This is a genomic window from Pseudomonas sp. CAU 1711, from assembly GCF_039888625.1.
Lineage (GTDB): Bacteria > Pseudomonadota > Gammaproteobacteria > Pseudomonadales > Pseudomonadaceae > Aquipseudomonas.
This window is the reverse complement of sequence record NZ_JBDQQT010000015.1, coordinates 20,826-40,219: the sequence shown is the minus strand read 5'-3', so window position 1 is coordinate 40,219 and position 19,394 is coordinate 20,826. Positions and strand designations below refer to the sequence as shown.

Here is a 19,394-nt window from a genome sequence, read left to right as displayed (position 1 = left end):
CCTCAGTCGAGAATGCCGGCCGACGCCGGCGCCGGCGCACTGCCGCGCCACTGGCTCAGCGCCACGCCGGCGAACACCAGCGCGGCGGCCGCGTATTGCGCCGGCGCGAGCCGTTCGCCGAGCAGCAGGGCGGCGAAGATCAGGGTGAATACCGGGATCAGGTTGGTGAAAGCGGAGGCCTGGCTGGCCGGCAGGCGGCTGACGCCGAAGATGTACAGACCATAGGCGCCGACCGTGACCACCAGGCCCAGATAGATCACCGCGCCGACCCCGAGCACGCCGAACTCGCTCGGCAGCGACTGGCCCGCCAGGGCCAGGGGCAGGAAGAACAGCGCGCCGACGAAGGCCTGCATGGCGGTGAGGATGAAGGGCGAGTAGCGCTCGCAGAGCAGCTTCAGCAGCAGGGTGTAGCCGGTGGCGCAGAGCATGGCGAGCAATTCGTAGAAGTTGCCCAGCAGCGGCGCCGGCGCGCCGGCATCGGCCTCGCCGACCAGGCTCAGCCATAGCGCGCCGCATACCGCCAGGAGGAAGCCCGCCCAGGTACTGAGGGCGACCCGCTCGCGCAGGAACAGCGAGGCTCCCACGGCCACCAGCAGCGGCAGCAAGGCGGTGATCATGCCGGCCTGGGCGGCGCTGGTGTGCTGCAGCGCCAGGGCCTCGAAGATGAAATACAGGCAGGGCTCGCAGGCGGCCATGGCCAGCAGGTAGCGCCAGTCGCCGGGGCGGTAGTCGAGGCGGCCGCGCCAGCGCCAGGCCAGCAGGAACACCAGGCTGCCGAGGGCCATGCGGGCGCAGATCACCCACATGGTCGGCAGCTCGGCGAAGGCGAACTTGAGCGCGATGAAGGAACTGCCCCACAGGGCCATGGCCAGCACCAGGCAGGCCATGGCGAACGCTTGTCCCTGCCGGGCCATGTTCACCTCCACGAGAAAAGCTCAGTGTAGGTGGCAGGCACAGGCGCCGATAGACACAGCGGCGCACAGAAACTGTGTGGAGGCGACTACTGCTCCCAGGGCTCGCCGCGAGTCTTGGGGTCGCGCGGCACCTGCTGCAGCACCGCTGCCTTGGCCAGCATGTAGGCGCTGACCGGCGCACTGATGAAGAGGAACAGGCCGATCAGCAGCTCGTGCAGACTGAAACCCTTGTCGCCGAAGGAGAAGAACAGCAACGAGGCCAGCACCAGACCGCCGAGCCCCAGGGTGGTGGCCTTGGTCGGGCCGTGCAGGCGGGTGAAGAAATCCGGCAGGCGGTACAGGCCGATGGCGCCGACCAGCACGAAGCCGCTGCCGAGCAGGAGAAACAGCGAGACCAGCACTTCCAGCCACAGGCTCATTCGATGATGTCTCCACGCAGCATGTACTTGGCCACCGCCACCGTACTGACGAAACCGAGCACGGCGATCAGCAGGGCGATCTCGAAGAACAGCTCGCTGCCGCGCCAGATGCCGAACAGCACGATCAGGCCGATGGCATTGATGTACAGGGTATCCAGGGCCAGCACCCGGTCCGGCAGGCTGGGCCCCTCGATCAGGCGCAGCACCGCCAGCAGCAGGGCCAGGCCGAGCATGACCAGGCACAGCGGGATCACGTAGCCGAGCATGGGAATATCTCCTTGAGCGGCGCCTCGTAGCGCTGCTTGATCTCGTCGATCAGGTCCTGCGGCTCGCTCACGTTGAGGCCATGGACCAGCAGGGTGCGGCGATCCTGGCTGAGGTCGGCGGCCAGGGTGCCCGGGGTCATGGTCACCACGCTGACCAGGATGCTGATGGCCAGCTCGTCGTCCAGCTCGATGGGCACCTCGACGAAGGCCGGGCGCAGCGCGCCCATCCGTCCCAGAGTCAGGCGCGCCACCTGGAAGTTGGCGACCAGGATGTCGCCGAGCACCATCAGCAGGAAGGGCAGCAGCCGCAGCGCTCGCCAGCCGCGCGGATGCTCTACCAGCAGCGGCCCCAGCAGGTGCGGAATGACCAGGGCGAGCAGAGCCCCCAGCAGCCAGTGGGCGAAGGCGAAGGAGTTCACCAGCAGCAGCCAGGTCGCCAGCAGCAGCAGACTCTGGGCGGGATGAGGCAACAGGCGTGCGATCATGGCGCGGCCTCCAGCGGGATCGCCCGGTACGGCCCCAGGTCGTGCAGCTGCGCGGCGGCGGCCTGGGCGTAATCCAGCAGGGGCGCGGCCAGCGGCACCAGCAGCAGCGCGCTGGCCAGCAGCAGGACACAGGCCAGCAGGCGCCCGCCGTCCAGCTCGGAGCTGTCCAGGGTGCTCTGGCCGACGCGCCAGAACAGCGTGCTGCCGGCCCGGCTCATGGCCACCAGCACCACCAGGCCGCCAATCAGCACCACGCCCCACAACCAGGGCGAAGGCACGGCGCGCAGCAGCAACAACTTGCCGAGGAAACCGGACAGCGGCGGCAGGCCGATCACGGCGATGGCGCCGAAGAAGAACAACGCGCCGAGCAGCGCCGGATGCTCCAGCGCGGCGCCCTGCACCAGTTCGCCGCCCTTGTCGCCACGCTGACGGGCGATCAGGTCGGCCAGGAGGAACAGGCCGCCGCCGACCCAGGAACTGTGCAGCAGGTAATAGAGCGCCGCCGCATGGGCCTGCGGCGTGCCGACCGCCAGCGCGGCCAGCAGTGTGCCGGCCGATACCACCACCAGGTAGGCCAGCAGCCGCTGCAGGCTGCGCGCGGCCAGCGCCCCGACGGCGCCCAGCGCCATGGTCGCCAGGGCCAGCGGCCAGAGCCAGGCCTGGGCCAGATTGGCCAGTTCGCCGGCACCCTCGCCGAAGGCCAGGGTGAACACCCGCAGGATCGCGTAGATGCCGACCTTGGTCATGATGGCGAACAGCGCCGCCACCGGCGCGCTGGCCGTGGCATAGGCCTGCGGCAGCCAGAAGTACAGCGGCAGCAGGGCCGCCTTGAGGGCGAACACCAGCAACAGGAGCAGGCCGGCGGCGGCCAGCAGCGGAACCTGGTCGCCCGTGGCCGCCGCCGCGCGCAGCGACAGGTCGGCCATGTTCAGGGTGCCGGAGGTGCCGTAGAGCACGCCCAGGGCGATGAGAAACAGCGCCGATCCGGTCAGGTTGAGCACCACGTAGTGCAGCCCCGCCCTCACCCGCTGAGCGCCCTGACCGTGCAGCAGCAGGGCGTAGGAGGCGATCAGCAGGATCTCGAAGAAGACGAACAGGTTGAACAGATCGCCGGTGAGGAAGGCGCCGTTGACGCCCAGCAACTGGAACTGGAACAGCGCGTGGAAGCGCGCCCCCAGGCGGTCGTCGCCACGCAGCGCATAGAGCAGCGCGGCGACCGCCAGCACGGCGGTGGCCAGCAGCAACCAGGCGCTGAGGCGGTCGAGCAGCAGCACTATGCCGAAGGGCGGCGCCCAGTCGCCGAGGGCGTAGACACGCACCTGGCCATCGCCGGCCAGCTGCAGCAGATACAGGGCCAGCGGCAGCAGGGCCAGGGTGGCCAGCAGCGACAGGCAGCGCTGGAGCCGCTCGTGCGACGGCAGGATGAGCAGCAGCGCGCCGGCGAACAGCGGCAGGAGGATGGGCAGTATGGACCAGTGATTCAAGACGCCTTCTCCTCGTCCGCCTGGCCATCGACATGGTCGCTGCCCAGCTCGGCCATGCCGCGCAGGGCCAGGACCACGACGAAAGCGGTCATGGCGAAGCCGATGACGATGGCGGTCAGCACCAGCGCCTGCGGCAGCGGGTCGGCGGGATTGCCGCCCCGTCCCAGCACCGCCACGTCGCCGGTCAGGCGGCCCATGGCGAAGAGGAACAGGTTGACCGCGTAGGACAGCAGGGTCAGGCCCAGCACCACCGGGAAGGTGCGCGCGCGCAGCAGCAGGTAAACGCCGCTGGCGCTGAGCAGGCCGAGGGTAATGGCGAACAACGCCTCCATCAGTGCATCTCCTTGCCTGGCGCCAGGCTCAGCTTGCCGAGGTTGACCAGCACCAGCTGGGTGGCGCCGACCACCGTCAGGTAAACGCCGAGATCGAACAGCATGGCCGTGGCCAGCTCGAACTCGCCCACCAGCGGCAGCTCGAAGTGGCCGAAGGCCGAAGTCAGGAAGGGCCTGCCGAAGGCCCAGCTGCCGAGGCCGGTGAGGCCGGCGAGCAGCACGCCGCAGCCGGCCATGCGCTGGTAGTCGAGCGGCAGGCGCTGCTCGACCCAGCTCACGCCGCTGGCGATGTACTGCAGGGCCAGGGCCACGGCCGTCACCAGTCCGGCGATGAAGCCGCCGCCCGGCAGGTTGTGGCCGCGCAGGAAGATGAACACCGAGATCAGCAGGGCCAGCGGCAGCAGCAGGCGCGACAGGGTCAGCAGGACCAGCGGACTCTTGCTCCAGGCCCAGCGCCGCCCCTGCGGATCGCGGGTCGGGACGGGCAGGCGCAGGTCGTGCAGCATGGCCAGGATGCCCACCGCGGCGATGGCCAGCACGGTGATCTCGCCCAGGGTATCGAAGCCGCGGAAGTCGACCAGGATCACGTTGACCACGTTGCTGCCGCCGCCACCGCTGAGACTGTTGGCCAGGAAGTAGCCGGCGATGCTGTCGTAGGGCCGGGTCAGCACCACGTAGGCCAGCAGCGCCACCATCACGCCGCAGCCGCAGGCCACCAGGAAGTCGCGCAGGCCACGCAGACTGGAGCTCTCGGCCGGGGTGCGCGAGGGCAGGTAGAACAGCGCCAGCATCAGCAGGACTATGGTCACCACCTCCACCACCAGCTGGGTCAGGGCCAGGTCCGGCGCGGAGAAGCGGGCGAAGGCCAGGGCCACCAGCATGCCGCCGAGGCCGAGCACCAGCAGCGCGACCAGACGCTGGCGATGCAGCGCGGCGGTCATCACCGCGCTGCATGACAACAGCAGCAGGCCCAGGGCGGTGATGCCATCCAGCGGACTGAGCCCACGCGGCCCGGTCAGCTGCGGCAGCGGCGCCAGGGCCACGGTCACCAGCAGCAGGGCGCTGAGCAGCAGCAGGCTCAGGTAGCGCTGCAGCGAGCCGCTCTCCAGGCGCGCGGTCAGCCAGCCGGCCAGGCGCACCAGGGCCTGCACCTGGCGCTCGAAGAATGTCCGCGCGTCCATGTCCGGCAGCCCGGCGTACCAGAGGAACAGCGGCCGGCGTAGGGCGTAGACCAGGATGCCGCCGGCCAGGGCGACGCAGCTCATCGCCAGCGGCAGGTTGAAGCCGTGCCAGATGGCCAGGTCGTACTCCGGCAGGCTGCCGCCCAGGCTGGCCTGCGCCGCCACGGCCAGCAGCGGCGCCACGGTGTAGGCCGGCAGCATGCCCACCAACAGGCAGATGAACACCAGGATCTCCACCGGGATCTTCATGTAGCGCGGCGGCTCGTGGGGCGGAAACTTGGGCAGGCTGGCCGGCTCGCCGTTGAAGAACACGTCGTGGATGAAGCGCAGCGAGTAGGCCACCGAGAACACACCGGCCAGCGTCGCCGCCGCCGGGATGCCCCAGCTGAAGCTGCCCAGCAGGTGCTGGCGGAGGGTCTCGCCGAAGAACATCTCCTTGCTCAGGAAGCCGTTGAGCAGCGGCACCCCGGCCATCGCCGAGGACGCCACCATGGCCAGCACCGCCGTGTGTGGCAGGTACTTCCACATGCCGTTGATCAGGCGCATGTCGCGGCTGCCGGTCTCGTGGTCGATGATCCCCGCGGCCATGAACAGCGAGGCCTTGAAGGTGGCGTGGTTGATGATGTGGAAGATCGCGGCGACGTTGGACAGCGGTGTATCCAGGCCGAACAGCAGGGTGATCAGGCCCAGGTGGCTGATGGTGGAGAACGCCAGCAGGCCCTTGAGGTCGTGCTGGAACAGCGCCATGCAGGCGCCGACCAGCAGGGTGGCCAGGCCGGTCAGGCTGACCAGGTAGAACCACAGGTCGGAGCCGGCCAGCGCCGGGTACAGCCGCGCCAGGAGAAACACCCCGGCCTTGACCATGGTCGCCGAGTGCAGATAGGCCGACACCGGCGTGGGCGCCGCCATCGCGTGCGGCAGCCAGAAATGGAAGGGAAACTGCGCCGACTTGGTGAACACGCCCAGCAGCACCAGCACCAGGGCCAGGGGATAGAGGGCGTGGGCGCGGATCAGCTCGCCGGACTGCAGCACAGCGCTCAGCTCGAAGCTGCCGACCATGTGGCCGAGCAGCAGGATGCCGGCAAGCAGCGCCAGGCCACCGCCACCGGTCACCGTCAGGGCCATGCGCGCGCCCTTGCGCGCATCGCTGCGCGAGCCCCAGAAACCGATCAGGAGGAAGGATGACAGGCTGGTCAGCTCCCAGAACATCAGCAGCTGCAGCAGGTTCTCGGACAACACCACGCCAAGCATGGCGCCCATGAACAGCAGCAGGTAGGCGAAGAAGCGCCCGGTCGGCTCGCGCTCGGAGAGGTAATAGCGGGCGTAGAGGATGACCAGCAGGCCGATGCCGAGGATCAGCAGGGCGAACAGCAGGCCCAGGCCATCGAGGCGCAGCGACAGGTTCAGGCCGAGCTGCGGCAACCAGGGCTGGCTGACCAGCAACGTCTCGCCGGCGAATAGCCGCCGCGCCAGCCAGAGCACCCAGCCGAGGCCGAGCAGCGGCGCGACGGCGGCCGCCAGGGTGCAGGGCACACGACCGAAGCGATCACACAGCAGGGGCAGGAGTGCGCCGAAAAACGGCAGTGCGACGATGAGCAGCAGCTCCATGAATCCCCCTCTGCGTGCCCCGGCGGGGGCGAATCCACTCTCTCCTCGGGCTGCCGGCAGTGGCCGGAACAGCGCGGCCGCCGATTATCCATAACTATCGAGGGCAAGTCATGGATGAATTATTGCTAAAACTTATCGCCCCGAGCCTTCGTCCTGCGCCGAAGGCCCGCGATCAGACGCCGATATCAGTGGGCAACCCGGCTGGTGCCGTCGACGCTGAGAATGCGCACGCGTTCGCCGACGCGGAAGATCTCGTTCGGCTGCACCTCCTGAACATAGGCGCGCAGGCTGCCGTCGTCCTCGCGCACGGTGATCTCCACGCCCTGGGTACGGGTCAGGCCTTCCTCGGCCGCCGCGCCGATCAGGCCGCCGGCCACCGCACCTATCACCGCGGCCACGGCGCTGCCGCGGCCACCACCGACGGAGCTACCGCCGATGCCGCCGATCACCGCGCCGGCGCCGGCGCCGATGGGCGTCTTGGTGCCCTCGATCCTGACCGGACGCAGCACCTCGATGGTGCCCATGCGCACGGTCTGCACCCGGCGCGCCTCGTCGCGGCTGTAGGTGTCGCCGGTCAGGCTGGAGGCGCAGCCACCCAGAGCCAGGGTCAGGGCGACGAAAGAAGCGGTGAACAGCTTGGAATGGCGCATCGGGCATCTCTCCTTGTGAGGCATGGGCTATTAGACCGCGCGTACCAGCATCTGTCACCCGCCGGCCGCCCTGCCTAGAGTGTAGGGCCTGTCTGGGCCGCGCCCCGCCTCAGGGAGCGAGACGCTCGCGCAGCCAGGCGCCGTCGACCAGGCGATAGTTGAGGCGGTCGTGCAGACGGCTGGCGCGGCCCTGCCAGAACTCCACGCGCTCGGCCAGCAGGCGATAGCCACCCCAGTGTGGCGGACACTCCGGGGCACGGTCGAGGAAGCGCCGCTCGGTCTCGGCCAGCAGGGCCTCCAGCTCGCCACGCCCGGCGATCACCCGACTCTGCGGCGAGGCCCAGGCACCCAGGCGGCTGCCCAACGGGCGCACCTGGAAATAGGCATCGGACTCCTCGGCCGAGACCTTCTCCACCCGCCCCTCGATGCGCACCTGGCGCTCCAGGCTGGGCCAGAAGAAGGTCATGGCGGCGAACGGCCGTGCCGCCAGCTGGCGCCCCTTGGCACTGTCGTAGTTGCTGAAGAAGGTGAAACCGCGCGAGTCCAGGCCCTTGAGCAGCAGCACCCGGCAGTGCGGACGCCCCTCTTCGTCGACCGTGGCCAGGGTCATGGCGTTGGGCTCCACCGGCGGCTGCTCGGTCTTCACCGCGTCGTCGAACCAGTGGCGGAACAGGCTGAAGGGCTCGTCCGGGGCCTGCTCCTCGCTGAGGCCATCGCGGGTGTAGTCGCGGCGCATATCGGCCAGGGTCTGAACCATGGCGAACTCCTTGCTGTGGGGGAAGCCCCAGTTTACCGCGCCTTGTCCTTGTTCTTTTGCTCTGCGCCAACCTGGGCCACCGGCAGGACCGCGGCCGGAGCCGGCTGGCTGTACTTGGACAGCAACGCCACCAGGGTCGGCTGCGGAGTCAGGACGATCTCCACGCGGCGGTTGAGCGAGCGTCCGGCGGCGCTGTCGTTGGCCGCACGCGGCATGTCCGGGCCGACGCCCTTGAGCAGCAGGCGGTCGCGCTGCAGGCCGCTGAGGCGGAAGATCGAGGCCACCGCCTTGGCGCGGTCCTCGCTGAGCTTGAAGTTGGCGTCGAGCTGGCCGCTGCTGTCGGCATGGCCGAGGATCAGCACGCCGGTACGCTTGTCCTGCTCGAGGATCTTGGCCACCCGGGTGAAGGGGCCGAGCACCGCCGGCAGCAACATGCTCGGCCGGTCCGGATTGAACGAACTGTCCACCGGCGCGGTGACCACCAGCACGTTCTCGCGTCGCTCCAGCTCCATCTTGCTGCCGACCAGCGCCGTCTTCAGGCGCGGCTCGTACTCGTCCAGCCAGGCATTGGTGAGTTGGTGGTCGACCTTGAGCGGTGCCGTCTTGGCGGCGCCCTGCTCGACGCCACTCGCGGTGGCGGGCTTGTCGCCGGTAGCGGAACAGGCGGCGAGGCCCAGGCTGCAGAGCAGGACGAGTGTTTTCTTATGCATGGTCAGATCTTCCCCCAGCGAGTTACAGGCATTGGCCCAGCGTTCGCGCCAGTCTCTGCGCGCGCGGGTCCATGAGTACATATGGTCCGAGACTGTTGGTGACGAAACCGAAGGCGACCTCGCGCTCCGGGTCGGCGAAGCCGACCGAGCCGCCGGCTCCGGGATGACCGAAGGCCTTGCGGCCCAGGCCATAGGTGGCATTGGCCACATCCGCCTGGTCGAGCATGCAGCCCAGCCCCAGGCGCGTGGCGGTGAGCAGGGTACGGTCCTCGCCGCGAGCGTGTTCGCGGGTCATCTCGCTGAGCATGTCCGCCTCCAGCAGGCGGCCGTCGAGCAGCGCGGCATAGAAGCCGGCCAGGGCACGGGCATTGCCATGGCCATTCGCCGCCGGCTGCTGCATGCGCCGCCATTCGGGCTTGTTGGTACTAGTGAGAATAGACGGCGGATTGGCGAAGGCGCGGGTGGTCAGCGCCTGCGGCTCGCCCATCATGCATTTGAGTAGGCGCTGCGCGGCGGCATCGCCCATGTCGCCCTTCTTGCGCGAGATATGGGCGACGCGCGGGAACTCCGCCTCGGCCAGGCCGACATGGAAATCCAGGCCCAGCGGCCGGGCGATGCGCGCGACTATGGATTCGCCGGGGCCGCGACCGTCGACCCGCCGCAGCAGCTCGCCGACCAGCCAGCCGTAGGTGATGGGCGAATAGCCATGCGCCTGCCCCGGCTCCCACCAGGGCCGCTCGGCGGCCAGCGCGGCGGTCATCGTCTGCCAGTCGTAGAGCGCCTCGGCGGGCAGCGATTCGCGCAGCGCCGGCAGGCCGGCACTGTGGCCGAGCAGTTGGCGCAGGGTCACCCGCTCCTTGCCGGAGGCGGCGAACTCGGGCCACCAGCGCGCCACCGGCACGTCCAGTTCGAGCTTGCCTTGCTCCACCAGCTGCAGGGCCGCCACGGCGGTGAAGGTCTTGGTGCAGGAGAACAGGTTGAGGATGGTGTCGCCGTGCCAGGCTTCGGCGCCATCCTTGTCGGCCGTGCCGGCCCAGATGTCGACGACGGTTTCGCCGCCGATCTGCACGCACAGCGCGGCGCCGCGTTCCTGAGGCTCCTCGAACAGCCCGGCGAATGCCTCCTTGAGCGGCTCGAAGCGCAGGTCGTAATAGCCCTGGATTTGCAACTGGTACTCCTTGGTCGATGGCCGGCATTGTTCCAGCCTGGGCCGTGCATGGGAATCCTGGCCCTTTGCCCAAGGTGCCTCGTCAGACCAACGGTTAGCCACCCCGGCCCGAGACCGGGCCAGGATGTCGCGCGCGGATCTCAGGGCTTGGCGGCGGGTTTCGCCAGCAGCGCGGCCGGCACTTTGAGATTGGCCGCCCGCACCTGCTCGACGAAGCCCTGCCAGGGGCGGTCGGTGATGCCGACCAGGCCGAAGTGGCCGTTCTCGCCGTCCAGCAGGCGGCCGCTGACCGGCTGATCGAGGTACTGGAACCAGTGCACCCCGACTATGCCCGGCTCCTCCAGCGCACGCGCCAGGAAGTGGGCATAGGCCGGCCCGCGCCGCTCCTCCGTGGGCACCTCGCTGAGCCCGCCCCAGAACGGGCCACGGTCACGCGAGCCGAAGTGGAACTCGCTGACCAGCAGCGGCTTGTCCAGGGCGCGCAGGGCGGCGAAGTCGTAGCCCTGCTGCGGCTCGCGGGTGTAGAAGTTGAAGCTGAGCACGTCGCAATAGCGGGCGCAGGCCTCGATCGCCTCGGGCGTGACGACGGCGAAGCGGCCACCGAGCAGCAGCTGGTTGGGCGCGTGCCACTCCAGCGAGTCGGCGATGGTCTTGAAATAGGTCTCGGCGAACAGGCGCTGGAAAGCCTGCAGGTCCCGCTCGATCTGCGGGAACTCGGCGCGCGGCAGCGGCGCCTCGAAACCCGGATCCTCGATCAGCTCCCAGGCCTTGAGCTCGATGCCCCAGGCCTTGGACAGACCGGCGTGGTTGCGGTACTTGTCGCGCAGCTGCTTGAGAAAGGCGCGCTTGGCCGGCACATCGGTGCTCAGGCGCAGGGTGCCGTAGGCCAGGGCATAGCGCGCCTTGGGCGCAGCGCCGGGGGCGGCCCAGGCCAGCTCGTTGTCGGCGAAATAACCAAGCAGCCAGGGGTCGTCGCGGCGGTCACGGGTGGCGATGGCGATGGCCCGTTCCGCGGCCATGGCGAAGCGCGGATCGAAGGGGTCGGGCATGCCGCCCCACCAGTCGTGGCCGGTGCTGATGGTGGCGTAGTCGCCGGAAATCGACAGCGGGATGCTGTAGGGCATGCGCTTGGCCTGGGCCAGGCGGTCGTCGCTCCAGTTGCCCAGGCTGTTGAAGCCCCAGGCCTGCAGGCGATCCAGGCTGTGGCCGACCCAACGCACGGCGTCCAGGCCGACCCGGGCACAGCCGTCGACGCCGCCTTCGGCCGGCGCCGGCGTGGCCGCCAGTGGGGTCGGCGCCGGCACGCAGGGCTCGGCATAGCTGCGCTGCAGATTGGCCTGGTAGAAGTCGAACCAGCGCCCCTGAGCGAAGGCACGACCACGGGTGGCGCCGCTGTCGCCGCGGCTGTCGGCCTGGCCATAGTAGGCGGCGAGACGCTCGCCCTCGGCGGGCAAGGCGGCGAACATCGTCTCGCGCCCCTCGACATAGGTGCGCCCCTGATAGGGGCTGACGGCATTGACGCCGAGGGAGAAGAACGGGTTGCCCTCGGGGGTGACCAGGTACCAGCGGCCATCGCGCTTCTCGGTGCGGAAGAACCCCTTGGCCTCGAAGCTCGGCCCGCCCAGCCAGCCACCAAAACTGTCCTGCCGTGGCCGTTCGGCCAACCAGGCCTTGAGCTGCTCGCGCTCGCGCGCGGCGCCTTCGCGCAGTTGCTGATCGGTGTGCACCTTCTCCGGCCACTGGCCACGGCTGTACTGGCCGTACGCGTCGATGATGCCGCCGTACGCGGCCTGCCGCGCGGCATCGCCGGCCTGCACGCCGAAGCGGCCGAGCAGCACGCTTTGCGGCACATCGGGGCTGTCCATGCTCAGGGTCACGGCACTGACCCGCGTCGGGTCCAGGGCGCCCTCCACCGTCTCGGCCAGCAGCAGGCGCTGACCGTTCAGGCCGATCGGCATGGGCGCGCCGGCGCGCATGCCCAGCGCCCGCGGCGAAGTGGCGGCGAGCGGCACCAGCAGGGTCTGCGCCGGCCCGGCCGGCAGATCGATACGGCTGACCAGAGCCTGGCCGTCGCGGCTCTCGATGCGCACATTCAGGGTAATGGCCCAGTCCATGGCGTTCTGCACACGCAGACTGATGGCGCCGGCCTGCGCCCAGTCCCAGTCACCCTTGGCCGGCGACAGGCGCAGGCTGGGACTGGGCGCCGCGGTGAAGGTGAAGCGGCGCAGCACCTCGCCCTCCGCCGTCGGCTCGGCGGTCAGCTCGGGAAAGCTGGCGGCCCGGGACTCGACCTTCACCACATCGGTCGGTTTGACGAAGCTGTACAGGGTCTGTTGGCCCTCGGGCGCAGCCAGGGCGGGCGCAACGAGGCTGAGGGCGAGCACAAGCGGGAGGCAACGGCGGATCATCGAACTGGTACTCCAGAAGATGGCCAAGTAGACACCAGGCGGGCCTGCCAATGCCACCCCGGACTGCCCTATCCGGGCTCGGCGACCAGCTCCAGCATACGATCGACCCAGGCATCCAGGCGCGCCCTGGCGCGGGCCTGACCGTCGCCGGCGGCGCCCTCCTCGTCCGCCAGCAGGCGCCGGGCCGCGCCCTCCAACTGCGCGGCGAAATCCGATACATCGCCCCGCCAGCACAGCACCTCATGGCGCAGACCTAGCTCGGCGGCGCGCCGCACATTGCCGAGCTGCTCCGGCTGGTCGGTGACCAGTAGCAGGATCGGCCTGCCATAGACCTGGGCGATCGACAGCGCGGCCATGCCCGGCGCCGAGACGATCAGCGCGCTGCTCGCCGCTGCCTCGACCCACTGCGGGTCGCGCGCCAGCCAGCCACTGCGCCCGGCATAGCCCTCGCCCACCCGCAGGCTGTCCAGGCCGACGGCCGCCAGGCCCTGCTCCAGCCCCTCGGCCAGGCACGGATCGCGAAAGTGCGGATTGAGGTAGACGGCCGCCCGCGGCACCTGCTGCGCCTGGCACGACGCCAGGGCCACCGGCGTCGGCAGGTTGAAGCGCCACGGCGCGGTGCGCACCACCTCGGCATAGGCGAAGTCATGCTGCAGGCAGGCCCGCGCGCGGCGCAGCTCGAAGCCTATGGCCGCGGCGAAGGCCCGCGCCAGCCAGCTGGGCAGGCGCCCCCGGAAGTTGTCCAGCAGGGCCCGGCGCAAGCTGGCGCCGTACACGTGCACAATCTTGCGCCGCCAGCCAGGCAGGCAGCCCATCACCAACAGGGCCGGATGGAAGGAGTCGTTGACCAATAGATCGACGCCGGCGATCAGGCGGCGCAGGCGCCAGATGTCGCGCAGCATGCGCCGCGGATCGAACAGATAGCGCGCGACGTTGCGGTCGGTGGCGCCGCGCTGCATGTTCTGCCGCTCGTCGAACTGCACCGAGTAGTGCCGCGACAGCACCTCGGCGGCGATGCCGAATTCGCCGAGAAAGACCGCGCCCTCGTCCGAGGTGGTCAGCACCCGTACCTCGGCGCCGCGCTCGATCAGGGCGTGGGCCAGCAACTGGGCACGCATCAGATGGCCACGGGCATCGGCGGTGGCCAGGTAGAGAATCCGTGGCCTCATCCGAGCAGGCGTGCCCGTAGCCGCAGCCAGATACCGGCCAGGTACATGCCCAGCGCGCCGCTGACGCCGAAGGAGCGGTCCACCGCCCGCGCCTCGGCCAGCAGGCGCTGCAGCCGCGGCATTTCCGCCTCGCTCACGCTCAGGCCGAGGGTGCGCATGCACAGGCGCACGTGCTTGCGCTCGTCGCGCAGCACGCGACCGAGCAGCGGCTGCAGGGGATGGTCGGCGGCCAGCACCGCGCAATGGCGGCTCAGCACCCGCTCGGCCATCTGCTCGGCGCACAGACCGATGGCATAGGCGGACACCAGCACGCCCTGCTGGAAATACGGCGCGTGGCGCCGGGCGATGCACTGCCAGCGGCGGATCTTGGCCCGGCTCAGCCAGTCCGGGCGCAGCTCGCCGGGTGGCTGCATGCCGCGTTCGCGCAGGGCGGCGGCGAACAGCTCGCTGTGCTCCTGTTCCTCGCGCAGATGCTGGTTCACCTGGCGCTGCAGCCAGGCCGGCGCGCTCGGCATCAGCTCGTGCTGCAGGGTCCTCTCGGTGGCTTCCTCGCCGATCAGGTAGACGCGCAGCAGCAGCAATTCGCCCTCGCGGCTGGCGTGCAGCTGGCGCAGGGCCGCGCGCTTGATGCGGTCGACCAGCCAGGCCTGCAGACGCGGCCAGCCGCGCAGGCGTGGCGCGGCGAAGGCCGCCAGATGCATCACGGTCATGGGGTCGAATGCTGCTGGCCGCTGAGTACCAGGCCGATGAAGCTGTCCTGCAGGAAGGCTTGGGCCGCGGCGGCGGCCTGCGGATAGTCGATCCGCTGGCCGCGGAAGCCGAGGTAGCCCTTGCCGTCGCGGGCGCCGAGCAGCAGCTTGTCGTGCTTGGCGAAGCCCTCGCTGCGCAGCGGCCGCAGCAACTCGACGCCCTCCATGCCGAAGAGGAACAGGTCGCGCCGGATCACCGACAGCGGCAGGCGGCTGCGCAGGGCCTGCAGCTCCAGGGTCCAGTCGCCGCCCTGCAACGCCTTGACCAGATCCGCATGCCCTCCCGGCACATGCAGGCTGGCGCGCACCGCCGGCAACGCGGCCTTGCCCAGGCCGAGGGCGATGGTGATATCGGAGTACTCGGCCTTGGCCGCCTCGACGCGGTTGTCGCGCACCTGAACGAATTGCTTGGCCAGCTTGGCGGCGGTGGACGGCGAGGCCAGTGTCTGCAGTGCCTGCTCGTGGGTCAGCAGCACCTGGCGGCGGCCACCCGCCTCGGCCTCGATGCGGTAGGCGTCCAGCTTCACTTCGGCCAGATCGCCCGCTACCGGCGCATGGGCATGCACGCTGCTGCGCCACTCCTGACCGTTCTTGCTGACCAGCAGATGCAGACTGACCGGCACCACCCGGCCATCCGCCGCCTTGGCCCGGCCATGCAGCAGCACGTCGCCGATCAGAGTGTCGTCGGCATAGTCCTGAGTGTTGCGAAACAGGATGCTGCCGGCGGCGCGGTCCAGCTCGACGCGGCCCTGGTCATCATCCAGAGCGATGCGATTGCAAGAAGTCAGGCCGGCCAGCGGGCAGCCGCTGCCACTGGCGAAGGCATGTACGCCACGACCGCCGATCGCTTCGGCCTGGGCCAGGCCGCTCAGGCCAAGGGCCAGCAGCAGCGCACCGCGCGGTAGAAATTTCGACACTTCCATGGTCGTTCCTCAGTGGGTGGCGGGCTTATGGTAGGACAGGGCCTGGGCATCGGCATTGTGGCGGCCCAGGGTGTTGATGCCGAGGCCTCGGGCCAGGGCGCCGCACATGTCGATGGCGGAGAAGGCGACTATCAGGCCCATGGCACCGAGCCAACGCAGGCCACGCAGGGGCGGCAGGTCCTGGTGGTTGAGCGCGCGCAGGCTGAAACCCAGGCGGGCGAAGAGGATGCACAGCGGCGCCAGCGGGCCGCTGCGGGCCAGCCAATGCAGCTTCTGCGGAAGATAGGCACGCACCAGATAGGGCGTCAGACCGACCGAGTCCTGGCCGCGCATCCAGCGCAGCTTCAGTGCCTCGCCACGGCTGTCCGGCAGGCGATGCTCGGTGTGCGCCGCGGCGGCGTAGTGTAGGGCGACGCCGGCGGCCTGCAGGCGCAGGCCGAGCACCTGGCAGTGGGCGCGGTACACGCCCTCCAGCGCCTGGTAGGCATGCTCGGCGAACACCTCGCGGCGGAACACCACGTTATTGGCGTAGAAGTTGCGGGTGGCGCCGGCCTGCAGCGGGCTGGGGAAGTACATGAAGTCGAGGGTGGTCAGCGCCGTGCCGGCCAGGCTGCTGCTGTAGCTGGTGCGCCCGGCCACCACGGCCGGCGGCTGTTCGGCGCACAGCGGCAGCAGCAGCTGTTCGAGCCAGTCGGCGGCGGGGATGCAGTCGGCGTCGGCGAACACCACATGGTCGCAGCGCGCCGCATCGAGGGCGGCGAAGCCGAGGTTCTTGGCGCTGTAGTAGCCGGTGCTGGCGTCGATCAGGACGAACTGCAGGGCCAGGCCGGAACTGCGTTGCAGCTCGGCACAGACCCGCTCCGGCAGGCCGTCGTGGGTCACCACCACCTGGGCCAGGCGACCCAGCGCCAGACTCTGGCCCTTGAGGCGTTCGAACAGGCGGGCGAGGCTACCGGCGACCTTGTCCAGGTCGGCGCCACCGCGCAGGTTGTTGGTTTCCAGCACCAGGGCCGTGCGTGCGGCCAGATCGTGCAGCTTCATCCTTGCCCCTCGGTTCATCCATGAGCGATGCCAGCAGACTAGCAGGCCGTCGCCTGCGCCAACTTGCGCCAGCTCACGCCGGCGTCAGACGGTGCCGCCTTTCATTCGGTCGAGCAGGCGATCCGGCAGCAGGCGATTGAGCACGCGGAACAGCTTGGCCGGCACCGTGACCGGGTAGCGGGTGCGCGGCGCGCGGCAATCCAGGGCACGCAGCACGGTCTCGGCCACCGCCTCGGCCGGCAGGGTGTATTTCACCGCGGCGCCCTCCTTGGCCAGGCGCTCTTCCATCAGCGCGTAGCGGGCAGCATGGGCACCGCGGCCGGTGTCCACATGCTTGCGCAGGGCTAGCAGGCTGTTGGCGCGGAACCGCGCGATGATCGGCCCCGGCTCGATTAGCACCGCCTCGATGCCGCTGCCGGCCAGCTCCAGGCGCAGGGTGTCGACCAGCCCTTCCATGGCGAACTTGGAGGCGTTGTAGGCGCCGCGCAGTGGCAGTGCGGCGTAACCGAGCACCGAGCTGTTGAACAGGATGCGGCCGTGGCCCTGGCGGCGCATGACCGGCAGTACCGCGGCGGTCAGCTCGATGGGGCCGAACAGGTTGCTCTCGAACTGCTCGCGCCAGGCCACGCGCGGCAGGTCCTCGATGGCGCCGGGCTGGCCGTAACCGGCGTTGTTGAACAGCGCGTCGAGGGTACCGCCACTGCGCTCCAGCACCCAGACCAGGGCCGCGGCGATGCTGACGGAGTCGTCCAGGTCGAGCCGAACCGCCTCGAAGCCCTCGGCCTGCAGGCGCTCGACATCCGTCGCCTTGCGTGCGCTGGCGAATACCCGCCAGCCGGCATCGCGGCAGGCCCGTGCCGTGGCCTGGCCGATGCCCGAGGAACAACCGGTGATGAGGATGGTGCGCATGGGCCAACTCCCTGGCAGATGGATGGATTCAGCCGATCTCGCGACGGAACGGCGGCAAGGCGTTGAGGATGGCCTTGCCATAGCGCTGGGTGACCACGCGGCGATCCAACAGGGTGATGGTGCCGCGGTCGGCCTCGGTGCGCAGCAGGCGGCCACAGGCCTGGATCAGGCGCAGGGAAGCGTCGGGCACGGCGATCTCCATGAAGGGGTTGCCACCGCGTGCCTCGATCCACTCGGCCAGGGCCGCCTCCACCGGGTCGTCCGGCACGGCGAAGGGAATCTTGGCGATCACCACATGCTCGCAGTAGGCGCCCGGCAGGTCGACGCCCTCGGCGAAGCTGGCCAGGCCGAACAGCACGCTCTCCTCGCCGTCGTCGACCCGCGCCTTGTGCTTGTTCAGGGTCTCCTGCTTGGACAGGTTGCCCTGGATCAGCACGCGCTTGCGCCAGTCGCGGTCGAGGCCGTCGAACACGTCCTGCATCTGCTTGCGCGAGGAGAACAGCACCAGGGTGCCGCGCGCGTCCTGTACCAGCGCCGGCAGGTCGCGAATGATCGCAGCGGTATGCGCGGCGGCGTCACGCGGATCGGCCTTGAGGTCCGGCACCCGCAGCAGGCCGGCCTCGGCGTGGTGGAAGGGGCTCGGCACCACGGCGGTGACCGCCGCCCTGGGCAGGCCGGAACGCATGCGAAAACGATCGAAGGTGCCCAGCGCGGTCAGGGTGGCGGAGGTCACCAGGGCGCCGTAGGCGACATTCCACAGATTGCGGCGTAGGGTCTCGGCGGCCAGGATCGGGCTGGCGTTGACCTCGATGTCGAAGGCCGCGCCGCTTTCGGCCAGGGTCAGCCAGCGCGCCATGGGCGGGCTGTCTTCCGGGTCCTCGACGGTGAAGGCGGTCCACAGCTCCCAGTTGCCCTGGGCGCGGGCCAGCAGGCTGCCGAACAACGGATACCACTCCTCGGCCTGGTGGCTGGCCAGGCCCAGGCTGCTGCCTTCGTCGTCCATGGCCTGCTTGAGCAGCTCGGTGAGGCGGGTGAACACATCGGTGAGCCTGGCGAAGCCCTTCTTCAGCTCGATGCCCAGCTCGCGCAGATGCTCCGGCACCAGGCCGCCCTCGAAACGGTGGCGCGGGCGTTCGCGGCCCTGCATGTCCTCGCCGGCGCGGAAGTCGGCCAGCTGCTCGCAGGCGCTGAACATAAACTGCTGCTGCGTCCTGAGTTCACGGGCCTGCTCGGGTACCTGCTCGATCAGGCGGCCGAGGTCGCCGGGCAGCGGGTGCTGGGCCAGCAGCTTGGTCAGGTTCTTCTCCACCTGGCCGAGCCAGTCGGCGGTGCTGCGCAGGCGGGTGAAGTGGGCGAAATGGCCGATGGCCTTGTCCGGCAGGTGATGGCCCTCGTCGAACACATAGATGGTCTCGCGCGGGTCCGGCAGCACGGCGCCGCCGCCCAGGGCCAGGTCGGCCAGGACCATGTCGTGGTTGGTGACGATGACGTCGACCTTGGTCATGCCCTCGCGCGCCTTGTAGAAGGCGCACTGCTGGAAGTTCGGGCAGTGGCGATTGGTGCACTGGCTGTGGTCGGTGGTCAGGGTGCTCCACACCTGGTCCTCCAGTTCTTCCGGCCAGCTGTCGCGGTCGCCGTCCCAGCGGTTGCCGGCGAGTTTCTCGATCATCTTGCTGTAGAGCTTCTGGCTCTGCTCGTCGACATCGATGCGGAAGCCCTCTTCCTCGAACAGCTGGGCCGTGGCGCTCTGCGCCTGGCCCTCCTGCAGCAACAGGTCCAGCTTGGACAGGCACAGGTAGCGGCCGCGGCCCTTGGCCAGGGCGAAGCTGAACTGCAGGCCGGCATTGCGCATCAGGTCCGGCAGGTCCTTGTGCACGATCTGCTCCTGCAGGGCGACGGTCGCGGTGGCGATCACCAGGCGCTTGCCGGCGGCCTTGGCCGCCGGGATGGCGGCCAGGCTGTAAGCCACCGTCTTGCCGGTGCCGGTGCCCGCCTCCACCGCCACCACGGCCGGCTCGCCGTCGCGCTGGCCCTCCTCGTTGGCCTTGATCGCGCCGAGCACCTTGGCCACTTCGGCGATCATCAGGCGCTGGCCATAGCGGGCCTTGAGCCCCTTGGCTTCGAGGAAACGGCTGTAGGCGCCCTGGATCTGGGACTTGAGTTCGGAACTGAGCATCGGGGCGAGAAACGCTGGATAAATTTTCAGTAGTTTACCGATAGG

The 19,394-nt window shown here is 69.6% G+C and carries 17 protein-coding genes and 1 pseudogene; all 18 read right to left on the bottom strand.

Annotated features, from left to right (window positions below):
* Positions 1-2: 2 nt before the first annotated feature.
* A complete protein-coding gene (locus AAFN46_RS16760; RefSeq protein ID WP_347809837.1) occupies positions 3-914 on the bottom strand; it encodes a DMT family transporter in 912 nt (303 codons plus the stop codon).
* An 86-nt stretch (positions 915-1,000) separates the two neighbouring features.
* A complete protein-coding gene (locus AAFN46_RS16755) occupies positions 1,001-1,333 on the bottom strand; it encodes a Na+/H+ antiporter subunit G (RefSeq protein ID WP_347809836.1) in 333 nt (110 codons plus the stop codon).
* Positions 1,330-1,599 carry a K+/H+ antiporter subunit F gene (locus tag AAFN46_RS16750; RefSeq protein WP_347809835.1) on the bottom strand — a complete coding sequence of 90 codons (270 nt, stop codon included), beginning with the start codon at positions 1,597-1,599 and terminating at the stop codon, positions 1,330-1,332. Before AAFN46_RS16750 ends, AAFN46_RS16755 begins: the two co-directional genes overlap by 4 nt.
* Positions 1,584-2,084, bottom strand: coding sequence for a Na+/H+ antiporter subunit E (locus AAFN46_RS16745; protein ID WP_347809834.1), 501 nt, complete (start codon positions 2,082-2,084; stop codon positions 1,584-1,586). The genes AAFN46_RS16750 and AAFN46_RS16745 overlap by 16 nt, the downstream gene beginning before the upstream one ends.
* The gene (locus tag AAFN46_RS16740; protein ID WP_347809833.1) at positions 2,081-3,568 is read right to left on the bottom strand and encodes a monovalent cation/H+ antiporter subunit D; all 1,488 of its coding nucleotides are present in this window, start codon (positions 3,566-3,568) and stop codon (positions 2,081-2,083) included. The genes AAFN46_RS16745 and AAFN46_RS16740 overlap by 4 nt, the downstream gene beginning before the upstream one ends.
* Positions 3,565-3,900 carry a Na+/H+ antiporter subunit C gene (locus tag AAFN46_RS16735; RefSeq protein ID WP_347809832.1) on the bottom strand — a complete coding sequence of 112 codons (336 nt, stop codon included), beginning with the start codon at positions 3,898-3,900 and terminating at the stop codon, positions 3,565-3,567. The genes AAFN46_RS16740 and AAFN46_RS16735 overlap by 4 nt, the downstream gene beginning before the upstream one ends.
* The gene (locus AAFN46_RS16730; RefSeq protein ID WP_347809831.1) at positions 3,900-6,689 is read right to left on the bottom strand and encodes a monovalent cation/H+ antiporter subunit A; all 2,790 of its coding nucleotides are present in this window, start codon (positions 6,687-6,689) and stop codon (positions 3,900-3,902) included. The genes AAFN46_RS16735 and AAFN46_RS16730 overlap by 1 nt, the downstream gene beginning before the upstream one ends.
* Positions 6,690-6,874: 185 nt before the next feature.
* A complete protein-coding gene (locus AAFN46_RS16725) occupies positions 6,875-7,339 on the bottom strand; it encodes a glycine zipper domain-containing protein (protein ID WP_347809830.1) in 465 nt (154 codons plus the stop codon).
* 109 nt (positions 7,340-7,448) lie between these two features.
* The gene (gene pdxH / locus AAFN46_RS16720; RefSeq protein ID WP_347809829.1) at positions 7,449-8,096 is read right to left on the bottom strand and encodes a pyridoxamine 5'-phosphate oxidase; all 648 of its coding nucleotides are present in this window, start codon (positions 8,094-8,096) and stop codon (positions 7,449-7,451) included.
* Positions 8,097-8,182: 86 nt separating this feature from the next.
* Positions 8,183-8,674 (bottom strand): annotated as a pseudogene (locus tag AAFN46_RS16715) (OmpA family protein); the annotation flags it as partial.
* Between the two features lie 154 nt (positions 8,675-8,828).
* Positions 8,829-9,974 carry a serine hydrolase domain-containing protein gene (locus tag AAFN46_RS16710; RefSeq protein ID WP_347809828.1) on the bottom strand — a complete coding sequence of 382 codons (1,146 nt, stop codon included), beginning with the start codon at positions 9,972-9,974 and terminating at the stop codon, positions 8,829-8,831.
* Between the two features lie 140 nt (positions 9,975-10,114).
* Complete coding sequence (locus AAFN46_RS16705) at positions 10,115-12,382, bottom strand: beta-agarase (protein ID WP_347809827.1); 2,268 nt, start codon at positions 12,380-12,382, stop codon at positions 10,115-10,117.
* Between the two features lie 68 nt (positions 12,383-12,450).
* Positions 12,451-13,551 (bottom strand): hypothetical protein, encoded by a 1,101-nt coding sequence (locus AAFN46_RS16700; RefSeq protein WP_347809826.1) that lies wholly within the window; start codon positions 13,549-13,551, stop codon positions 12,451-12,453.
* Positions 13,548-14,261: a hypothetical protein gene (locus AAFN46_RS16695; RefSeq protein ID WP_347809825.1), complete on the bottom strand. Its 714-nt coding sequence runs from the start codon at positions 14,259-14,261 to the stop codon at positions 13,548-13,550. The genes AAFN46_RS16700 and AAFN46_RS16695 overlap by 4 nt, the downstream gene beginning before the upstream one ends.
* A complete protein-coding gene (locus AAFN46_RS16690) occupies positions 14,258-15,223 on the bottom strand; it encodes a hypothetical protein (RefSeq protein WP_347809824.1) in 966 nt (321 codons plus the stop codon). Before AAFN46_RS16690 ends, AAFN46_RS16695 begins: the two co-directional genes overlap by 4 nt.
* A gap of 9 nt (positions 15,224-15,232) precedes the next feature.
* Positions 15,233-16,264 (bottom strand): glycosyltransferase family 2 protein, encoded by a 1,032-nt coding sequence (locus AAFN46_RS16685; protein ID WP_347809823.1) that lies wholly within the window; start codon positions 16,262-16,264, stop codon positions 15,233-15,235.
* Between the two features lie 84 nt (positions 16,265-16,348).
* Positions 16,349-17,173 carry an SDR family NAD(P)-dependent oxidoreductase gene (locus AAFN46_RS16680; protein ID WP_347809822.1) on the bottom strand — a complete coding sequence of 275 codons (825 nt, stop codon included), beginning with the start codon at positions 17,171-17,173 and terminating at the stop codon, positions 16,349-16,351.
* A 28-nt stretch (positions 17,174-17,201) separates the two neighbouring features.
* Complete coding sequence (dinG, locus tag AAFN46_RS16675; RefSeq protein WP_347809821.1) at positions 17,202-19,349, bottom strand: ATP-dependent DNA helicase DinG; 2,148 nt, start codon at positions 19,347-19,349, stop codon at positions 17,202-17,204.
* Positions 19,350-19,394 lie beyond the last annotated feature (45 nt).